At 72.8% G+C, this 20475-nt stretch carries 13 protein-coding genes; 10 read left to right on the plus strand and 3 right to left on the minus strand.

Annotated features, from left to right (window positions below; all coding sequences use genetic code 11):
* Positions 1-371 precede the first annotated feature (371 nt).
* The 3 genes from trpC to trpA are packed head-to-tail and all read left to right on the plus strand — an operon-like array spanning position 372 to position 3257.
* A complete protein-coding gene (gene trpC / locus ACLQ3B_RS02700; protein WP_030334428.1) occupies positions 372-1175 on the plus strand; it encodes an indole-3-glycerol phosphate synthase TrpC in 804 nt (267 codons plus the stop codon).
* 38 nt (positions 1176-1213) lie between these two features.
* Positions 1214-2452 (plus strand): tryptophan synthase subunit beta, encoded by a 1239-nt coding sequence (trpB, locus tag ACLQ3B_RS02705; protein WP_425777004.1) that lies wholly within the window; start codon positions 1214-1216, stop codon positions 2450-2452.
* 1 nt (position 2453) lies between these two features.
* On the plus strand, positions 2454-3257 hold the full coding sequence (trpA, locus tag ACLQ3B_RS02710; protein ID WP_425777006.1) for a tryptophan synthase subunit alpha: 804 nt from the start codon (positions 2454-2456) through the stop codon (positions 3255-3257).
* 174 nt (positions 3258-3431) lie between these two features.
* Here the strand turns inward: trpA and ACLQ3B_RS02715 are convergent, their stop codons facing one another.
* Positions 3432-3962: an NUDIX hydrolase gene (locus ACLQ3B_RS02715; protein WP_425777007.1), complete on the minus strand. Its 531-nt coding sequence runs from the start codon at positions 3960-3962 to the stop codon at positions 3432-3434.
* Between the two features lie 102 nt (positions 3963-4064).
* Here ACLQ3B_RS02715 and lgt point away from each other — a divergent pair, with 102 nt between their 5' ends.
* Entirely contained in the window at positions 4065-5246 is a 1182-nt protein-coding gene (gene lgt, locus ACLQ3B_RS02720) for a prolipoprotein diacylglyceryl transferase (RefSeq protein WP_425777009.1), read from the plus strand.
* 15 nt (positions 5247-5261) lie between these two features.
* Positions 5262-6449 (plus strand): FAD-dependent oxidoreductase, encoded by a 1188-nt coding sequence (locus ACLQ3B_RS02725; RefSeq protein ID WP_425777011.1) that lies wholly within the window; start codon positions 5262-5264, stop codon positions 6447-6449.
* Positions 6450-6467: 18 nt separating this feature from the next.
* On the opposite strand, the gene ACLQ3B_RS02730 is transcribed toward ACLQ3B_RS02725, so the two are convergent.
* Positions 6468-7313 (minus strand): GNAT family N-acetyltransferase, encoded by an 846-nt coding sequence (locus ACLQ3B_RS02730; RefSeq protein WP_425777013.1) that lies wholly within the window; start codon positions 7311-7313, stop codon positions 6468-6470.
* Between the two features lie 145 nt (positions 7314-7458).
* Between ACLQ3B_RS02730 and gltB the strand changes: the two genes are divergently transcribed.
* The 4 genes from gltB (at position 7459) to ACLQ3B_RS02750 (ending at position 15847) form a co-directional block, all read left to right on the plus strand.
* Positions 7459-12162 (plus strand): glutamate synthase large subunit, encoded by a 4704-nt coding sequence (gene gltB / locus ACLQ3B_RS02735; protein ID WP_425777015.1) that lies wholly within the window; start codon positions 7459-7461, stop codon positions 12160-12162.
* Positions 12155-13690, plus strand: a complete 1536-nt coding sequence (locus ACLQ3B_RS02740) for a glutamate synthase subunit beta (RefSeq protein ID WP_425777017.1) — start codon at positions 12155-12157, stop codon at positions 13688-13690. Before gltB ends, ACLQ3B_RS02740 begins: the two co-directional genes overlap by 8 nt.
* A 174-nt stretch (positions 13691-13864) precedes the next feature.
* Positions 13865-15262, plus strand: a complete 1398-nt coding sequence (locus ACLQ3B_RS02745) for an MFS transporter (RefSeq protein ID WP_425777019.1) — start codon at positions 13865-13867, stop codon at positions 15260-15262.
* A 69-nt stretch (positions 15263-15331) separates the two neighbouring features.
* A complete protein-coding gene (locus tag ACLQ3B_RS02750) occupies positions 15332-15847 on the plus strand; it encodes a hypothetical protein (protein WP_425777021.1) in 516 nt (171 codons plus the stop codon).
* 245 nt (positions 15848-16092) lie between these two features.
* On the opposite strand, the gene ACLQ3B_RS02755 is transcribed toward ACLQ3B_RS02750, so the two are convergent.
* Entirely contained in the window at positions 16093-17625 is a 1533-nt protein-coding gene (locus tag ACLQ3B_RS02755) for a M1 family metallopeptidase (RefSeq protein ID WP_425777023.1), read from the minus strand.
* Positions 17626-17770: 145 nt separating this feature from the next.
* On the opposite strand from ACLQ3B_RS02755, the gene ACLQ3B_RS02760 reads away from it, so the two are divergent.
* Positions 17771-20464, plus strand: a complete 2694-nt coding sequence (locus ACLQ3B_RS02760; protein WP_425777025.1) for a hypothetical protein — start codon at positions 17771-17773, stop codon at positions 20462-20464.
* Positions 20465-20475 lie beyond the last annotated feature (11 nt).

Genomic DNA, 20475 nt, shown 5'->3' on the forward strand with positions numbered 1-20475 from the left:
CCTCGGCCGTGACCAGGGGCGTCCGTTCGCCCTTGAGCTTGCTCACAGCATCGATCACCATCGCTGCCGTCGGGCGTTGGGCGGGAACTGGTGGCATGATCGATGGATCGGCCCGGTCCGACCGCGGTCGTCAGGCTCCATACCTCGTGACGCTGGTCAATACCGGAGGTGGCGCTGCGTGACAACCCGTTCACGGCAAGTCGGCCATTATGCCGCAGCCCTTTTCGTGAGCAGCGCCATACCCCCGGCATTCGGCGTCGGTCGGCTGCCCCTAGCATCGGCCCATGACGCCCGGAGAGGGGAGTCCGTTCGTGACTGCTGAGCATGCGCACGCGGAGGGGGACGAGGCCGGCCAGGCAGCGTCCGTAAGCGTGCTCGACGAGATCCTGGCCGGCGTACGTGAAGACGTCGCCCGACGCCAGGAGCAGGTTCCGCTGGAGCGGATCCGTGAACTGGCAGCGGCGGCGCCGCCGCCGATGGACGCGTACGCGGCGCTGCGTAAGCCCGGGGTTGCCGTGATCGCCGAGGTGAAGCGTTCGTCGCCGTCCAAGGGCCGGCTGGCCGAGATCGCCGACCCGGCCGACCTCGCCGTCGACTACGCGGCCGGCGGGGCCCGGGCGATCAGTGTGCTGACCGAGGGGCGCTGGTTCGGCGGTTCGCTGGACGATCTGGCGGCTGTCCGTGCCGCGGTCACCGTGCCGGTGCTGCGCAAGGACTTCGTGGTCTCCAGCTACCAGATCCATGAGGCCCGCGCGCACGGGGCCGACCTGGTCCTGCTGATCGTCGCCGCACTGGAGCAAAACGTCCTGATGGGTCTGCTGGAGCGGATCGAGTCGCTCGGCATGACCGCTCTGGTCGAGGTGCACGACGAGGAAGAGGCCGACCGCGCGCTGGAGGCCGGCGCGCAGGTGATCGGGGTCAACGCCCGTGACCTGCGTACCCTTGAGGTCGACAGGTCGGTGTTCGAGCGGATCGCGCCCGGCCTGCCGAGCAGCGTCGTCAAGATCGCCGAATCGGGCGTTCGTGGCCCGCACGACCTGATCCGGTACGCCTCCGCGGGCGCCGACGCGGTCCTCGTGGGCGAGGGTCTGGTCACGCAGAAGAGCCCCCGCGAGGCGGTCGCCGAGTTGGTCAACGCCGGCAACCACCCGGCAACGCCCCGGCCGGTGCGCTGACCCCGCGCCGGTCCGACGTCCCAACGAGAGGATTCCCGATGAGCGCCGACGCGCTGGCCCCGGTGGCCGGCCCGCAGCCCGACTCCGCCGGCCACTTCGGCCGCTTCGGCGGTCGGTTCGTTCCCGAGGCCCTGGTGGCCGCGCTGGACGAGCTCGACGGGGCGTGGCGTACGGCGATCGCGGACGAGTCCTTCCGGGCCGAGTTCGGCGCGCTGCTGCGCGACTACGCGGGCACGCCGTCGTTGCTCTACGAGGCCCGGCGGTTCTCTGCGAAGGTCGGCGCGCGGGTGCTGCTCAAGCGGGAGGACCTCAACCACACGGGCGCGCACAAGGTGCGCAACGTGCTCGGCCAGGCGCTGCTCACCAAGCGGATGGGCAAGACCCGGGTGATCGCGGAGACCGGCGCCGGCCAGCACGGTGTCGCCACCGCGACCGCCGCCGCCCTGTTCGACCTGGAGTGCGTGGTCTACATGGGCCAGGTCGACACCGAGCGGCAGGCGCTCAACGTGGCCCGGATGCGGATGCTCGGCGCGACAGTCGTCCCGGTCACCAACGGCTCGCGCACCCTCAAGGACGCGATGAACGAGGCGATGCGCGACTGGGTGGCCAACGTCGACGAGACGCACTACCTGATCGGCACCGCCGCGGGCCCGCACCCGTTCCCGGCGATGGTGCGCGACTTCGTCCGGGGCATCGGTGACGAGGCCCGCCAGCAGTGCCTGGACCTCACCGGCGGGCTGCCGGACGCCGTCACCGCCTGCGTCGGCGGCGGGTCCAACGCGCTCGGCATCTTCCACGCGTTCGTGGGCGACGAGGCCGTGCGGCTGTACGGCTTCGAAGCCGGGGGCGACGGGGTGGACACCGGCCGGCACGCCGCGAGCATCACCGGCGGGTCCGCCGGGGTGCTGCACGGCACCCGCACCTTCGTGCTTCAGGACGCCGACGGGCAGACCCTGGAGTCGCACTCGATCTCCGCCGGCCTGGACTACCCCGGCGTCGGGCCGGAGCACGCGTGGCTGCACGACACCGGCCGGGCGAGCTACCTGCCGGTCACCGACGACGAGGCGATGGCCGCGTTCGAGCTGCTCTGCCGCACCGAGGGCATCATCCCGGCGATCGAGAGCGCACACGCGCTCGCCGGCACCGTCACGCTGGCCCCGAAGCTCGCCGCGGAACTGGGCCGGGAGCCCACCATCGTGGTCAACCTGTCCGGGCGCGGCGACAAGGACGTGCACACCGCCGGCGACTACTTCGGCATCCTCGACAAGGAGCGGTGAGATGAGCCGGATCGGGGTGGCCTTCGACAAGGCCCGTGCCGACGGACGGGCCCTGCTGGTCGGCTGCATGCCTGCCGGTTTCCCCACCGTCGAGGGCAGCATCGCCGCGATGACCGCCATGGTCGAGGCCGGCGTCGACGTCATCGAGGTGGAGATCCCCTACTCCGACCCGGTGATGGACGGGCCGGTGATCCAGAAGGCCAGTGACATCGCGCTGGCCGGGGGCGTACGCACCGCGGACACGATGCGCATCATCGAGGCGGTGGCGGCCACCGGCGCTCCGGTGGTCACCATGACCTACTGGAACCCGGTCGAGCGTTACGGCGTGGACGTCTTCGCCCGTGACCTCGCCTCCGCCGGCGGCACCGGCCTGATCACCCCGGACCTCATCCCCGACGAGGCCGACGAGTGGCTGGCCGCCTCGGACGCGCACGGGTTGGACCGCACGTTCCTGGTCTCACCGTCGTCCACCGACGCCCGGCTGGCGATGACGGTGCAGCACTGCCGCGGCTTCGTCTACGCGACCGCAGTGATGGGGGTGACCGGCGCCCGGGCGCGTACCTCGGACGCCGCCCCGACGCTTGTCTCCCGGGCCCGCGCGGTCACCGACCTGCCGATCGGTGTCGGCCTGGGTGTGGGCACCGGCGCGCAGGCCGGCACCGTCGCCGGGTACGCCGACGGGGTGATCGTGGGCAGCGCGCTGGTCCGGTGCGTGCTCGACGCGCCCACCGAGGCCGAGGGGCTGGCCGCTCTGCGTACCCTCAGCGCCGAACTCGCCGAGGGCGTCCGTACCCCCACCCGCTGAGCCGACCCTCGCTGAGTCCGGCCGGACCGCGCAGCGCGGGCGCATGTCTTGTCTGTTGACCGTGATGCCTGTGAGTCATCAAGATGACTCACAGGCATCACGCTCAATCGGATGTGGCCTGGCAGGCGAGGCTGTCCGCGACCACGCGGCGAACCTTGGGACGGTTGCGGCCGCTCAGGGGTGCAGGGACCGTGCCGGACGGCCGTCCTCGGCCGGGCGGGCCGCCGGCAGCGGCGCGGAGGCGACGGTTCCTGGCGCGCAGCCGACGTCGCGGAGCACGCCGGAGTGGCCGGCCGTCGCGTCGGTGACGGCGGCCCGGGTGAGCGGGGTGACCACCTCGGGCAGCGCGGCGGGGGAGTGCCAGGACAACCGGCAGCCCGGCGGGGGGTCGGTGGCGGGTCGTACGCCGGCCGCACGAGCCCGGAACACGTGCACGAGGACGTTTGGCAGCGGCCCGGCGCGTCCGGGCGTGGCCTCCCCCGGAGGGCCGGTCAGGTGGTAGACGCCGACCAGGTCGACCAGCTCGATGTCCCAGCCGGTCTCCGCGCGGATGTCCCGTAGGGCCGCCCGCACCGGAGCCTCGGCCGGGCGCAGCCGCCCGCCGGGCAACGCGTAGCGACGCGCGCCCCGGCCCTGCTGGCAGAGCAGCACCCGACCGGCGTCGTCGGTGACGACCGCGGCGACCGCCCAGGTGAGCGCGCTCATGGACAAAGAGCCTACGGCGGCGCAAACCAGAAGTCATCGGGATGCGCGCTCCAACGGCCCGGGGTGCCGCCGCGAGGGTGTGCAGCGGTAGCGTGTGCACCCGTGACCCTCGCCTCGCTCTCTCCCCAGGCGGCCCTGCCCAGTCCCAGCACCGCGGTCTGGCAGCTCGGGCCGGTGCCGATCCGGGCCTACGCGCTCTGCATCATCGCCGGCATCGTGCTGGCCTGCTGGGTGACGGAGCGCCGGCTGCGGCAGCGCGGCGTCGCGCCCGGCGCGACGCTCGACATCGCCGTCTGGGCGGTGCCCGCGGGCATCATCGGCGCCCGGATCTACCACGTGGTCACCTCACCGGAGAAATACTTCGGCGCCGGTGGCGACCCGATGAAGGCGTTCGCCATCTGGGAGGGTGGTCTCGGCATCTGGGGCGCGGTCGCCGGTGGCGCGATCGGTGCCTGGATCGCGGCCCGGCAGCTCGGCATCCCGTTCGGTGTGGTGGCCGACGCGCTGGCCCCCGGGCTGCCGCTGGCCCAGGCGGTCGGCCGGCTCGGCAACTGGTTCAACAACGAGCTCTTCGGTGGCCGGACCACCCTGCCGTGGGGCCTGCAGATCCATCGGATGGATCCGGACAATCCCGGGCACGCGCTCCGGGACGACGCCGGGCAGCCGATCCTCGAACCGGGTCTCTACCAGCCCACCTTCCTTTACGAGGCGCTCTGGAACCTCGGCGTCGTCGCCCTGGTCCTGCTCATCGACCGCCGGTTCAAGCTGGGCCGGGGCCGGGCGTTCGCGCTTTACGTGATGGGTTACACCGTCGGCCGGTTCTGGATCGAGCTGATGCGCACCGACGATGCCAACCACATCTTCGGCGTCCGACTCAACGTCTGGACCGCCGCCCTGGTCTTCCTCGGCGCCCTGATCTACTTCGTGCGGGTGCGCGGCCCTCGGGAATACCTGATCCCGCTCGGCCCGGCGCCGACGACGACCCCGCCGCCCACGTCCGACCTTTCCCAGGTCGACCTCTCCGAGCGGGAGACCCCGACGCGGGTCACCGCGCCGGAGGGCTACCGGGTGGTCAGCGAGGAGCAGTACGCCGCCTGGCAGGACACCGGTGTCGTGCCGGCGGCGACCGACGACGACTCCCGGCCGGACGACGGCGAACCGTCCGGGGACGCGGCAGCCGACGACCTCGCGGCGAGCGGCGACGAGTCGGCGGACGATCCGTCCGCCGGCCGCACCGACCGGGCCGAGGCCACGGGCGCGCGTCCCGCCGACCGGGACAGCTGAGCGGGGGCGGCACCGATGCGAAGCGCGGTGGTGGTCGGCGCAGGGGTCGGTGGCCTCGCGGTGGCCGGCGCGCTGGCCCGTTCCGGCTGGCAGGTCACCCTGTTGGAACGCGCCGAGCGGGTTCGCCCCGAGCGGACCGCCGTGGTGCTCTGGCCCAACGGCGTCCGCGCGTTGCAGGCCCTGGGCCTCGGCGCCGGCCTGGCCGCCATCGCCACCCCGTTGCCCGACGGTGGGGTCCGTCGTCCGGACGGGCACTGGCTCGTGCAGCCCCGGCCCATCCCGGCCGACCGGATGCCGGTGGTGGTGCACCGGGAGGATCTGCACGACACGCTGATCGCCGGCCTCGGCGACCGGGTCGAACTGCGCACCGGCGTGACCGTGCGCCACGTCCGTGTGGAGCCGGGCGAGCGGCCGGGAGTCAGCGACGGGCGGCACACCATCGAAGCCGATCTGGTGGTCGCCGCCGACGGCACGGACAGCGGCATCCGCCGCCAGCTCGCGCCCGAGTCCCGGGTGGTCAGCTCCGGCTGCGCCGCCTGGCGGGCCGTCATTCCCTGGTACCAGGCACCTCGACTTCCCGACGACCAGCCGCTGGCCGGCGAGATTCTCGGCGCGGGTTACCGGTTCGTGGCCGCGTCGCTGGGCGAGCGCGGCTCCTCGGGCGGGTCCACCCGCGGCGGCATCTACTGGGTGGCCACCGCCGCCGGAGCGCCCCGCCCGGAACCGCCGGAGACCCAGCTCGCCCTGCTGCGCCGTTGGTACGCGGGCTGGCCCGCGCCGGTCGGCGCGCTGCTCGACGCCACCGACCCGGCGGACCTGGTCCAACAGGAGGTTCGTGAGCTGCGCCCGTTGCCCCGGGCGTACGGCTTTCCGGTCGGGCCGGGTGGGGTGGTGCTGCTCGGCGATGCGGCGCACGCCATGCCGCCGCACCTCGGCCAGGGCGCCTGCCTGGCGTTCGAGGATGCCGCCACGCTCGCGTCGCTGCTGCGGGAGGCCCGGTTGCCCGACGCCGTTCAGGCGTACGACCGGGTGCGTCGTCCCCGGGCGGCGACCGTGGTCCGGCAGACCCGGCGGATGTCGGCGGTGCTCCAGACCCGGGGCCGGTTGGCGCTGCGCGCCCGGGACGCCGCACTGGGCACGATCAACTCGCGGCTGCTCTCCAGTGCCGCCGCCTCCGCCGCCCAGTGGCGGCCACCGACCTGACCCCGGTCGCGGGGCAGGTCAGGCGATGAGGGCGGCGGGTTCGGCGATGCAGGCGGTGCCGATCCGGCGGAAGCCGACCCGCAGGTACACCCGCGCGATCTCCTCGCTGCCCGCGGACAGGAAGACCAGCTCGGTGCCGGCGGCCAGCAGTTCCCGGGCCAGGGCGGCGGTGAGCGCGGCGCCCAGCCCGCGGCGCCGGGCGGACGGCAGGGTGGCCACCCCGGCGATCTCGGCGACGTCGTCCACCCGCATCGCCATGCCGCTGGCCAGCGCGCCCTCGGTAGGAGTGCCGGCCAGCGCGGAGATCCGTCGGCCGTCGGCGATCCGGGCCCGCTCCTCGTCGAGTGCGGCCAGTTCGAGCTCGGTGACGGCGGCGTCGCGTTCGGCCGGGCCCGCCTCACCGGGCGCGGTGCCGGCGGCGGCGAACGACACCGCCGCCACCGCACGTCGGGCGGCGACATCGGCGGCGAAGCCGGGGGAGTCCGCTGCCAGCACCCGCACCGCCGCGTCGGACAGCGTCGCCGGGTCGGGCAGCGCGCTCGGGTCGAGCACCATCAGCGGCGCCTCCAGCACGTTGAGCCCCGCCGAGCGGGCCACCGCCAGCAGCTCGGGGCTCGTCTCGTGCACCCACTCGAAGGCTTCCGGCAGGCCCAGCTTCCGCTGGCGCTCACGGACCGAGGTCACGTCGGCCAGCGACGGCGGCTCGGTGGCGTCGATGCGGGGGCGCGCGTAGAACGGCCAGCCGGCGCCTTCTCGGACGAACAGCACCAGCCCGCCATGATCCTCGGCACCGGCGGCGTCGCGGGGCACCGCGTCGTAGAAGCGTTCCAACCGGTCGAAGACGTGCTTGTGTAGCGGATCCACCGCGCGAGACTACACGTCCCAGCCAGTGGACGGTGTGATCAATCTCGGGTGGCCGTGCGACCCCGGCCCTAACGTAGACTCAATAGACCCACGGGCCGACGTCGTCCCCACCATTGATCCAACCTGAGTGACGACAGGAGGCCCGGTGGCTCAGCCGTACGCGGAGACAGAACAGCCGCACCCGCACAGCCCACAGGCGTCCCCGACGCCCCACAGCCGCCCGCCCGCCCAGGGCCTCTACGACCCAGCGCAGGAGCACGACGCCTGCGGCGTGGCCTTCGTGGCGGACCTGCACGGCCGGCGTTCACACTCGGTCGTCGCCAACGGGCTCGGCGCGCTCTGTCGACTGGACCACCGGGGCGCCCGTGGCGCGGAGCCGAACACGGGCGACGGCGCCGGCATCATGATCCAGGTGCCCGACGCGTTCCTTCGCGCGGTCGCCGACGTTGAGCTGCCCCCGGCCGGCGAGTACGCCACGGGGCTGGTCTTCCTTCCCGACGACGATGCCGCCGAAGCGCGTGCCCGTCGGGTGGTCGAGAAGTACGCGCTGGTCGAGGGCGCCGACGTGCTCGGCTGGCGGGACGTGCCGACCGACCCGAGTGACCTGGGCGAGACCGCCCTGGCGGCGATGCCCCGGGTCCGGCAGCTCTTCCTGGCCGCGCACCGCCTGACCGACGCCCCGGGCTCGCCGGCCGGCTCCCCGCTGCGCGGCATCGAGCTGGACCGGGTGGCGTTCTGCCTGCGTAAGCAGGCCGAACGGGAGACCGCCGAGCGGGGCGTGCCGGCGTACTTCCCGTCGTTGTCCAGCCGCACCATGGTCTACAAGGGCATGCTCACGCCCGACCAGTTGCCGGCCTTCTACCCGGACCTGCGCGACGAGCGGGTGGACAGCGCGATCGCGCTTGTGCACTCCCGCTTCTCCACAAACACCTTCCCGTCCTGGCCGCTGGCGCACCCGTACCGGTTCATCGCCCACAACGGCGAGATCAACACGATCCGGGGCAACCGCAACTGGATGCAGGCGCGCGAGGCGCTGCTGCGCTCGCCGAACGTGCCGGGCAACATCCGGCGGGTCTTCCCGGTCTGCACCCCCGCCGCCTCGGACTCGGCGAACTTCGACGAGGTCCTGGAGCTGCTGCACCTGGCCGGGCGGAGCCTGCCGCACGCGGTGCTCATGATGATCCCCGAGGCCTGGGAGAACGACCCGGGGATGGACCCGGCCAAGCGTGCCTTCTACCGCTTCCACGCCAGCCTGATGGAGCCGTGGGACGGTCCGGCGTCGGTGGCCTTCACCGACGGCGAGATCGTCGGCGCGGTGCTGGACCGCAACGGGCTGCGCCCGGGGCGCTGGTGGCAGACCGACGACGGGCTCGTGGTGCTGGGCTCCGAGGCGGGCGTGCTCGACCTCGACCCGGCCCACGTGGTCGCGAAGGGGCGACTCCAGCCGGGCAGGATGTTCCTGGTCGACACCGTGGCCGGGCGGATCGTGCACGACGAGGAGATCAAGTCCGAGTTGGCCGCCGCCCAGCCGTACGGGGAGTGGCTGCACGCCGGGCTGATCGAGCTGAACGACCTGCCGGCGCGCGAGCACACCGTCTACACGCACGACTCGGTGCGACGCCGCCAGCAGACCTTCGGCTACACCGTGGAGGAGCTGAAGATCCTGCTCGGGCCGATGGCCCGCACCGGCGTCGAGCCGCTCGGCTCGATGGGTACGGACACCCCGATCGCGCCGCTGTCCACCCGACCGCGGCTGCTCTACGACTACTTCCACCAGCTCTTCGCCCAGGTGACCAACCCGCCGCTGGACGCCATCCGCGAGGAGTTGGTGACCAGCTTGGCGTCGACAATCGGGCCGGAGGGCAACCTGCTCGACCCGGGCGCCGCGAGCTGCCGGCAGATCGTGCTCCCGCACCCGATCATCGACAACGACGAGCTGGCGAAGATCCTCTCCATCGACGAGGACGGCGACCTGCCCGGCTTCAAGGCGGTCCGGGTCTCCGGCCTGTACCGCATCCGGGAGGGCGCCGCCGGGATCAAGGCACGGCTGACCGAGATCTGCCGACACGTCTCCGAGGCGATCGAGGACGGCGTCCGCATCCTGGTGCTCTCCGACCGGGATTCCAACGCCGACCTGGCGCCGATCCCGTCGCTGCTGCTCACCGCCGCCGTGCACCAGCACCTGGTGCGCGAGCAGACCCGTACGCAGGCGGCGCTGATCGTCGAGTCCGGCGACTGCCGGGAGGTGCACCACGCGGCGGTGCTGATCGGCTACGGCGCGGCGGCGGTCAACCCGTACCTGGCGTTCGAGTCGGTCGAGGACATGGTCGCCACCGGCGTCCTGGCCGGGGTGGAGCCCGCCGCGGCGGTGCGCAACTACGCGAAGGCGCTCGGCAAGGGCGTCCTGAAGATCATGTCCAAGATGGGCATCTCGACGGTCTCCTCGTACTGCGGGGCGCAGGTCTTCGAGGCGGTCGGCCTGGACAGCCGGCTGGTCGAGCGCTACTTCCGGGGCACCCCCAGCCGCATCGGCGGGGTGGGTCTCGCGGGCGTGCACACCGAGGTGGCCGCCCGGCACGCGCTGGCCTGGCCCCCGGCCGGCACCGCCACCTCCGACCGGTTGGAGGTCGGCGGCGAGTACCAGTGGCGCCGCGAGGGTGAGCTGCACCTGTTCAACCCGGAGACCGTCTTCCTGCTGCAACACGCGACCCGCACCCGGCAGTACGACGTCTTCCGGCAGTACACAGCCAAGGTCGACGCGCTCGCCGCGCAGGCCGGCTCCCTGCGCGGGCTGTTCACCCTGCGCACCGGGGTCCGCCCGGCGCTGCCGATCGAGGAGGTCGAGCCGGCCACCGAGATCGTCAAGCGGTTCGCCACCGGCGCCATGTCGTACGGGTCGATCTCCGCGGAGGCGCACGAGACGCTCGCCATCGCCATGAACCGTCTGGGCGGCAAGTCCAACACCGGTGAGGGCGGCGAGGACGTCGAGCGGCTGCACGACCCGGCGCGCCGTTCGGCGGTCAAGCAGATCGCCAGCGGCCGGTTCGGTGTGACAAGCGAATACCTGGTCAACGCGGACGACCTCCAGATCAAGATGGCCCAGGGCGCCAAGCCGGGCGAGGGCGGCCAGCTGCCCGGCAACAAGGTCTGGCCGTGGATCGCCCGGACCCGGCACGCCACCCCCGGTGTGGGTCTGATCTCCCCGCCGCCGCACCACGACATCTACTCCATCGAGGACCTCGCCCAGTTGGTGCACGACCTGAAGTGCGTCAACCCGGCGGCCCGGGTGCACGTCAAGCTGGTCAGCGAGGTCGGCGTCGGCACCGTCGCGGCCGGGGTGGCGAAGCTCAAGGCGGACGTCATCCTGATCTCCGGGCACGACGGCGGCACGGGCGCCTCCCCGATGAACTCGCTCAAGCACGCCGGCACCCCGTGGGAGCTGGGGCTGGCCGAGGCGCAGCAGACGCTGTTGCTCAACAAGCTGCGCGACCGGGTCACCGTGCAGGTCGACGGTCAGCTCAAGACCGGCCGGGACGTGCTGATCGCGGCGCTGCTCGGCGCGGAGGAGTTCGGCTTCGCGACCGCGCCGCTGATCGTCGAGGGCTGCGTGATGATGCGGGTCTGCCACCTGGACACCTGCCCGGTCGGCATCGCCACCCAGAATCCGGTGCTGCGGGAGCGTTTCACCGGCAAGCCGGAGTTCGTGGAGAACTTCTTCCTCTTCCTCGCCGAGGAGGTCAGGGGTTACCTGGCCGAGCTGGGTTTCCGGTCGATCGAGGAGGCGATCGGGCAGTCCGAGCTGCTCGACGTGGCCCCGGCGGTGACGCACTGGAAGGCGCACGGGTTGGACCTGGCGCCCGTCCTGCACCTGCCGGAGCTGCCCGCCGGTGCGGCCCGACGCGGGGTCCGCGCGCAGGATCACGGCCTGGAGCAGGCACTCGACAACGAGCTGATCGCGCTGGCCCGTCCGGCTCTGACGGATGGTGCGCCGGTGCGTGTCGAGGTGGCGGTGCGCAACGAGCACCGCAGCGTCGGCGCGATGCTCGGCGGTGAGGTGACCCGTCGTTTCGGCGGCGCCGGCCTTCCCGAGGACACCATCGAGTTCGTGCTGCACGGCACGGCTGGGCAGTCGTTCGGCGCGTTCCTGCCGCGCGGGGTGACCCTGCGCCTGCACGGCGACGCCAACGACTACGTGGGCAAGGGCCTCTCCGGGGGCCGGCTCATCGTCCGTCCGGACGCCGCCGCGCCGTTCCTCGACCCGGACGCCGAGCCGGGGCAGCGGGCCGAGGATCAGATCATCGCGGGCAACACCATCCTGTACGGCGCCACGGCGGGCGAGGTCTTCCTGCGCGGCCGGGTGGGGGAGCGGTTCGCGGTGCGCAACTCCGGCGCGGTCGCCGTGGTTGAGGGCGTCGGTGACCATGGCTGCGAGTACATGACCGGCGGCACTGTGGTGGTGCTCGGCGCGACCGGCCGGAACTTCGCGGCCGGCATGTCCGGCGGCACGGCGTTCGTGCACCACCTGGACCGGGCCCGGGTCAACGCGGAGCTGGTCGACCTGATGCCGCTGGGCGAGCAGGAGCAGTCGCTGTTGCACGAGCTGGTCCAACGGCACGTGGCCGAGACCGGGTCGGCGGTCGCCGAGGAGCTGCTCAAGCGGTGGCCGGAGGCGGTGGCCGAGTTCACCGCGGTGGTACCCCGCGACTACCGCCGGGTGCTGGAGATCATGCGGGCCGCCGAAGCAGCCGGCCGCGACGTCGACGACGCGGTGATGGGCGCGCTCAGCGCGCCGGCCGCGCCGGTGCCGCCCGCCCCGCGGGTGGCTGCCCAGGAGGTGGCACGTGCCTGACCCGAACGGTTTCCTGCGCTACGACCGGCGGCTGCCGGCCCGCCGCCCGGTGCCGGTGCGGATCAGCGACTGGCGGGAGGTGTACCCGCCGGCCGGCGAAGAGCTGGTCCGTGAGCAGGCCACCCGATGCATGGACTGCGGCATCCCGTTCTGTCACGACGGCTGCCCGCTGGGCAACCGCATCCCGGACTGGAACGACCTGGTGCGTACCGGCAACTGGGACGCCGCGGTGGAGTCGCTGCACGCCACAAACAACTTCCCGGAGTTCACCGGTCGGCTCTGCCCGGCGCCCTGCGAGGCGGCCTGCGTGCTCGGCATCTCCGGCGGCCAGCCGGTGACCATCAAGCAGGTCGAGGTGGAGATCGCCGACTTCGCCGCGGCGCGGGGCTTCACTCCCCGCCCGGTGCCGGCGCCGTCGGGTCGGTCGGTCGCCGTCGTCGGCTCCGGGCCCGCCGGTCTCGCCGCCGCCCAGCAGTTGGCCCGCGCCGGTCACGCGGTGACGGTGTACGAGCGTGACGACGCGATCGGTGGCCTGCTCCGGTACGGCATCCCCGACTTCAAGTTGGAGAAGCGGCACATCGATGCCCGGGTGGCCCAGCTCAGTGCCGAGGGGGTGCGCTTCCGCACCGGCGTGAACGTCGGGGTGGACGTCACCGCCGAGCAGTTGCGCGCCGAGCACGACGCGGTGCTGCTGGCCGGTGGGGCGTTGCAGGGTCGGGACACTCCGGAGACCCCGGGGCGGGCGCTTCGGGGCGTACACCAGGCGATGGCGCACCTGGTCGCGGCGAATCGCGCGGTCGCCACCGCGGCCACCGATCAGGCCGGCGTCGTGGCCACCGCCGAGCGTCGGTTGGCGCGGGCGGTGTTGCCGGACGGCACCTCGATCGACGCGGCCGGCAAGCACGTCGTGATCATCGGTGGCGGTGACACGGCCGCCGACTGTCTCGGTGTCGCGCACCGTCAGGGCGCGGCGGGCGTGCACCAGCTCGACCTGTACCCGCAGCCGCCGCAGGAGCGCGACGAGGCACGGGACCCGTGGCCGACCTGGCCGTGGGTCCTGCGCAGCTACCCGGCGCACGAGGAGGGTGGCGAGCGGGTCTTCGCCGTGGCGGTGCAGGAGTTCGTGGACGACGGCACCGGTCAGGTGCGGGCGGTGCGGATCGCCGAGGTGACAGTGGAGAAGCGCGACGGTCGGCGGGTCGTGACAGTGGTGCCGGGCTCCGAGCGGGAACTGCCGGCCGACCTGGTGCTGCTGGCGATCGGCTTCGAGGGCACCGAGGAGCAGCCGCTGCTGGCCCAGTTCGGTTTGGCCCGCAACCCTCGGGGCGCCATCGACGCCCGCGGCGACTGGCAGACCGCCGCCGACGGGGTGTTCGTGGCCGGTGACATGCACCGGGGCGCGTCGTTGATCGTCTGGGCCATCGCCGAGGGGCGGGCGGCCGCCGCCGCCATCCACGGCTATCTGGGCGGTGTTGGCGCGTTGCCGGCCCCGGTGGGTCCGGCCGCGCAGGCCCTCGCCGCTCGCTGAGTCGCGGGCGTCCGGTCGGTGCGGCAGGTCTGCTGCCGCACCGACCGGACATTCCCGCTGGTGAAGCCGCTCACAGAATTGGGCAAAAAGGTTTAAGTCGGCAAGACTTGTCGGCTGCCGAACCGCCCCGCGATCGGTGTGAATGATCATGCTGCCGATCGCTGGAGGTTCGTCGTGGCCAAAGGGTCCACCTTCGCCGCGCTGCGCCACCGCAACTACCGGATCTGGGCGCTCGCCGGCTTCGTCTCCGTCATCGGCACCTGGATGCAGGTCCTCGGGGTCAACTGGTACGTCCTGAAGCAGACCGGCTCGGCGACGTCCATGGGCTTCGCCGTGCTGCTCCAGGCGGCGCCCACGTTGCTGCTCAGTGTCTTCGGCGGCGTGCTGGCCGACCGGCTGCCGGCCCGCCCGTTGCTCATCGCCGCCCAGGGTGCCCACGCGGCGCTCGCCGCCGGACTGGCGGCGGTCGCCCTCACCGGGGTCGGCGGCCTGCCGCTGATCTTCGCGATCTCCCTGGCCACCGGTGCCGTCTCGGCGATCGAAGGCCCGGTGATGGGGCGCTGGGCCGCCAGCCTCGTCGACCGGGAGACGCTGGGCAACGCCCTGGCGCTCGGCTCGCTCACCAACTCCGCCGGCCGCATCCTCGGCATGAGCCTCGGTGCCGTGGTGGTGGCCGCCGTCGGCCCCGCCCTGCTGTTCGGCATCAACGCGGCCAGCTTCGCCGCCGTGGTGGTGGCGCTGTTCGCCGTCCGCCTGCCGGCGGTGCCCGGCCTCCCGGTCCCGGACGGCGGACCGGACCGGGGCGGTGTCCGGGCCGGGTTCGCCTACCTGCGTGGGCAGCCGGTGCTGCTCCTCGCCCTCGCCCTGTCGTTCGTGCTCGGCAGCCTGGGCCGCAACTACCAGGTGACCATGGCCGCGATGAGCGACGGACCGCTGAACGCCGGCGCCTCCGGGTACGGCCTGCTGTCGACCGTGTTCGCGGTCGGGACTGTGGTGGGTGCGCTCGTCGCGGCCCGGCGGCGATCCCTGGGCTATCGGACGCTCGTCGTCGCGGGCCTGCTCGCCAGCGGGTTGCAGATCGTCGCCGGCCTCGCGCCGGGCGCCTGGAGCTTCGCCGCGGTGATCCTGCCGATCGCCGCCGCCGCGGTGGTCATCGACACCACCGTCGGCACCCGCGCCCAGCTCGACACCGACTCCGCGATGCGGGGCCGGGTGCTCGCCGCCCTGGCGGTCACCGGCTCGGTCTCCGCCGCGGTCGGCGCCCCGCTGCTCGGCTGGCTCGCCGAACACGCCGGACCCCGGCAGACGCTCGTCCTGGCCGGATCGGCCGCGGCGATCGCCACGGCGGCGGCGGGCGTCGCCCTGGACCGGCGGCAGGGCCGGGTGGCCACCCTTGCGCTTGTCGTTCCGCAGCCGCGCCATCCGGTACGACGAGCGGCGTTCCGGGCCGCCCGCATCGTGCGGCCCACAGGTGCGGTCTGCGTCATCGTGCCCGCCGAAGCCGGTGCGGTTCGGTCGGGCGGGGTCCGGCTCAGGGAGTTGGCCACCGCCGGGCCGGTGGCGAACCGCTGAGACAGCTGTCACCCTCGCCGGCCCGTTTCCGGGGCAGGACGGCACGAAGATCATCGTTACGCTGCGATCATGGAGATCGAGGAGCGCCTACGGCGAACTCGCCGGTGGTTGTGGATCGTGCTGATCGGGCTGTTCCTGAGCGGTGTCACCGCGTTTCCGCTGGAGATCGAGGTGCGCTGGCTGCTGCGCGTACTGGATCCGCTCGCCGGTCAACTGCCGGCGCTGGTCGCCTGGATCGAGCGGGTGCACACCGGGCTGGTGACGGCCGGTGAGGACTACCCGTTCCTGCTCTACGGCACCGACTGGCTGGCCTTCGCCCACCTGGTGCTGGCGGTGGCGTTCTGGGGGCCGCTGCGCGACCCGGTGCGCAACGTCTGGGTGGTGCAGGTCGGCATGATCGCCTGCGCGGGCATCGTGCCGCTGGCGTTGATCTGCGGCCCGATCCGGGACATTCCCTGGTTCTGGACGCTCATCGACCTGTCCTTCGCGGTGGGGGCGTTCCCGCCGCTCTGGTTCGCGTACCGGCACATCCGCGCCGTCGAGGCGAGCGCCGCCGGTGCGGGGACGCCGACGTCGACGCCGTAAAGAGGCCGGCGACCCCAGTAGGTCTTCGCGTCCTTTGCTCTGCTTCACCCCACGCAACGGCCCACGTCCGATATTCGGACAACCGGTGTTGCGTCCGTTGAAGCAGAGCAAAGGACGCACATGAGGTGCGGGGCCCCCGGGTCGCGGTTCTGGTGGCGGCTGCTGTTGCCCCGGCAGGACCAGTCTGGACCGACAGAAGGGCCGCCGCGTCAGCGACGGCCCTCTGGTCGGTGCCTGGTCTGCCTCTAGTGCGACAGCATCTCGTGCGACTCGCGGATCTTCGCCCAGGACTTGGGCTCCATTGGCGGGGCGGCCTTACGGGCGGTGGTGGCCACGTCGGGTCGGCCGGCGGTGAACAGCCAGGTGGTGAACAGGTCGTCCAGGTCCAGCCCGGAGATCCGTTCGGCCAGGGCCTGGAACTGCTCGATGGTGCCGTTGCCGTACCGGTGCTCGGCGGTCCAGGCCGGCAGGATCTCGAAGAACGCGTCGTCGCCGACGGCCAGCCGCAACTGGTGCAACGTCATCGCGCCGCGGTCGTAGACGGCGTCGTCGAAGACCCGGGCGGCACCAGGGTCACCGGGCAGCACCTGCCAGAACCCGTCGTCAGCCGGGTAACTGGCGTAGGTGAAGTCGAACACCTCCTGCGCGGTGCCCTCGCCCTGCTCCTCCGACCAGAGCCACTCGGCGTACGAGGCGAAGCCCTCGTTGAGCCAGATGTTGCGCCAGTCGGCCACCGAGACCGAGTCGCCGAACCACTGGTGGGCCAGCTCGTGCGTCACCACGTAGGTGTTGGCCCCCCGTCGCCAGAAGCCCGGCCCGTACACCGGTCGGGTCTGCGTCTCCAGGGCGAAGCTGATGCCGTCCACCGGCCCGGCCACGCCGCCCTGTGCCTCGAACGGGTACGGGCCGAAGATCCCGCTCTCCCAGTCGACGATCTCGGCGGTCCGTTCGATGCTGGCTCGCGCGGCCGGCCCGAGCGCGCCCAGCGAGGTGCTGTAGGCGTTGATCACCGGCTGGCCGCTCGGGGTGGTGTCGGTGACGATGTCGTACTGGCCGATGGCCATGAAGGCCAGGTAGCTCGCCGTGGGGGAGGTGGTCCGCCAGATCCACCGGGTGCGGTTGCCGGCCTCGGCCAGCGGGGGCCTCGGCTGCACGCCATTGCTGATCACCTCGACGCCGGTGGGCACCGACACCGAGATGTCGTAGGTGGCCTTGTCCAGCGGGTGGTCGTTGCTCGGGAACCACCACCACGCCGACTCGGGCTCGTTGACGGCGAGGGCGCCGTCGTCGGTACGCGTCCAGCCGGTGTAACCGCCGACCAGGGCCTCCGACGGGACGCCGGAGTAACGCACGACGATGGTGAGCTGTTGACCCCGGGTCACCGTGCGGGCCGGGGTGACCACCAGCTCGTGCGCCCCCGCGGTGCTGGTGCTCGCCGCCCAGCCGTTGACCCGGACCGACTCGACGTCGAGCAGGAAGTCCAGATTGAACGTCGAGAGGTCCTGTGTGGCGGTGGCGAGGATGGTGGTGGTGCCGGTGAGCAGGTCGGTGGCCGGTTCGTAGCGCAGCCGGACGTCGTAGTGCTCGACGTCGTAGCCACCGTTGCCGTAGTCGGGGAAGTAACTGTCGCCCAGTCCGGGCGCGCCGGGTTGCGGCGCGGCGGAGACGACCGGACGGCCCCAGGCCGTCGGGGCGGCCTGGCCGGGGGTGCCGGCGAGCATGGTGCCGGCGGTGGTGAGGGTCAGGGCGGTGGTGGCCGCCGTGAGGACTCGTCGCACGGGGTGGACTCCCTCCATCGGGTGTTCGCCACGCCAACCTAATCGACAACTGTGAACGTGGGCGGCCCGCCACACCCATCGGCGGTCGTCGCCCTCTGGCGTGCCTTGCACCGCAAGGTCACACTGTGTTGATCGGAGGTGACACGTGCAGCGCTCGGAGTTGCCCAGGCGGGAGTTGATCGGCCAACGGCAGTCGACAGCGGGCCGGGAGCGGCTGCCGCCCGGCGGGTTGGAGTTGTTCGGCCTGCTCGCCCGGCTGCTACGGCGGCCCCGTCGCGGTGACCGGCGGCTGCCGTTGCTGTGGCTGGTGCGCTCCGACACCACGGATCTGATGGTGTCGCTGCGCCGGTTCCTCGGCCAGGGCCCCCGACGGCGGGTCCCGCACGCCGTGCTGGACGCCGACGTGCCGCCCGGTGCCGGGGACGTGCCGGCGCTGCTGCGCGAGCTGCACCGGCAGCTCTCCCTGGAGGCCTTCGGCGCCGCCCGACTGCGCTTTCGGCACTATCCGCTCGCCGACTGGCTGATGCAGCAGAGCCTCAGCCTGGGCATCGACGCCGACGACAGTCGCGCGGCCCTGGTCCGCCGGCTGCGCGACCGCAAGGGCTCGCGTACGCCGGAGGCGTTGCCCTCCGGCGGTGACGCCGTCAGCATCGTCTCGCAGGTGCTGCTCTGGCTGGTCCGTCGCGCCGTGCCGGGGGTCGTCTTCCGGGCTGCCGTCTCCGGTCGGGTGCCGGTGCTGGGGCGGCACTACAACTGGTTCATGCGCCAGCAGTACCTGGCGCCCCGGCAGTCGGTCACCTTCCTCGGCTTCGCCGAGCGCCTCACCGCGGGCTGGCGCGACGGGGAACAACCCGACCAGGTCAACAAGCTGCTGCTGCACGCGTTCCTGGAGGACCTGCGGCAGGCGTACCGGCGTCGGCCGTGGCGTCCGTCGGACTGGCGGCGCACCGCGTACCCGGCGCTGCTGCTCGATCACGTCGCCCCCGGCAACGTCGGCGGGGAACTGGTCCGCCTGATCGGCGACGTCCGCACCGAGACCGGCCGCAACGACCCGCTGCTGATCGTCGCGTCCGGCGGGCAACCCCCACCGGACCTGCCCGAGCCGCACCCGTTGAGCGAGGCCGACGAGGCGTACGACGAGTGGGCCGCGGCGCTGCCGGAGCTGCGCCGGTTGCGCCGCCCGGCCACCTGGCTGGTGGCGCTGCGTCCCGACGAGACCGACGCCGGCCCACCGTCACGTGGCGGACTGCGGCCCTTCTCCGCGCCCGACCCGCCGTGGTGGTCGCGGCGCTTCCTGCCGGCGGCGCTCTGTCTGGTGCTGGTGGCGTCGCTCGGCCTCTGGGCGGCCAGCCGGTGGGGGCCGGGCTGCCACCCCTCGCTCACCGGGCAGGTCTCGGTCGAGGTGGTCGGTGGCGGCGAGTGTGTCGGCTACAGCGACAGCGCCGCCCAGGTGTTCAACAACGACCCCGGCCAGGACCGGCTGCGCACCGTCCAACAGCGCATCTTCGCGCAGAACCGCGCCGCCGAGGAGGTCTGGCAGCGCAGCGACCGACGGCGGCCCTTCCTCACACTGGTCTACCTCGGCACGCTCACCGGCAACCGAACCCGCGCGGACGAGGAGTCGTACGTCTCCGAGCGCGAGGAGCTCGAAGGGATGGCCACCGCCCAGTACGCGTTGCTGAAGGAGTCGGCTGGCGCCGACGGCGCCGCGCTGCTGAAAATCGTGGTGGCCAACGGCGGCCGGCAGATGATCTACGCCGACCGGGCTGTGGCGATGCTCGCCGAGTTGGCCCGGGACGACCCCACGGTGCTCGGGGTGGTGGGGCTGGTGGAGAGCCGGACCAGCACCGCCCGTGCGCTGCGCGAGTTGAACCAGGTCGGGCTGCCGGTGCTGGCGCCCACCCTCTCCGCCGACAAGATGGACGCCAACTCCCGCCTCTACCTCCAGATGTCCGCGCCGAACAAGGACCAGGTGAAGCTTGTCGACGCGTACGCCAAGCAGGTGCTGAAGGTCAACGAGGCGCACGTCTTCTACACCACTCTGGAGGGCAGCTCGATCACCGAGGACCTCTACGTGGGCACTCTCGTCGACGGGCTCCGACGACAGTTCGGCCCCCGGATCACCCGTCTCGACGAGTGGCGCACCGGGCAACGGCTGACCGACGAGTGCGGCTACCCCGGGCTGCTCTTCTACGCGGGTCGATGGTCCGACTTCGACGGTTTCCTGCGGGCGCTGCGCGAGTGCGGCGGCAACCCGCCCCGACACCTCGTCGCCGACGACTCGGCCAACCGCTACATGGCGAACCCGGGGCTGCGCGCCGCCGCGCCCGGCAACCTGCCCGTCACGTACGTCTCGAAGGCGGCCCTGGCCACCTGCGCGGCCCTGCGGGCCGCCCAGGAAGGGCGCGACGCCGCCCGGGCCAGCTTCCTGTCCTGGATCCAGGCCGACGACCTGCTCGACCCGCCGCGCTGCCGGCCGGGCGCCGAGGAGCAGGTCGGCGAACGGGTCAGCCTGGCCTACGACGCGGCGATGATGCTGGTCCGGGCGGTGGAGAGCCTCGCCGCCCGGCTGCACCACGCCGACCCGCGGCAGCGCTGGGAGCCGGACTCGGTCAACCCGGTGGGCGTGCACGCGGAGGTGCTCCGGCAGAACGCCGGCCAGGGCTACCCGGGGGTGTCCGGGCTGATCCGGTTCACGCCCGACTCGGGGGAGCCGGTCGACAAGCGGCTGGCCCTGATGCGGGTGGAGCAGGTGCCCGACGTGGCGAGGGCACCGGTGGAGGTGTTCCGCTGCGGGGTGGCCGACGTGTCCGGCCCGGCGGCGTGCGGCCCCGCCTGACCGGTCCGGCG

The organism is Micromonospora sp. DT53 (assembly GCF_049841535.1).
Taxonomy (GTDB): Bacteria; Actinomycetota; Actinomycetes; order Mycobacteriales; family Micromonosporaceae; genus Micromonospora.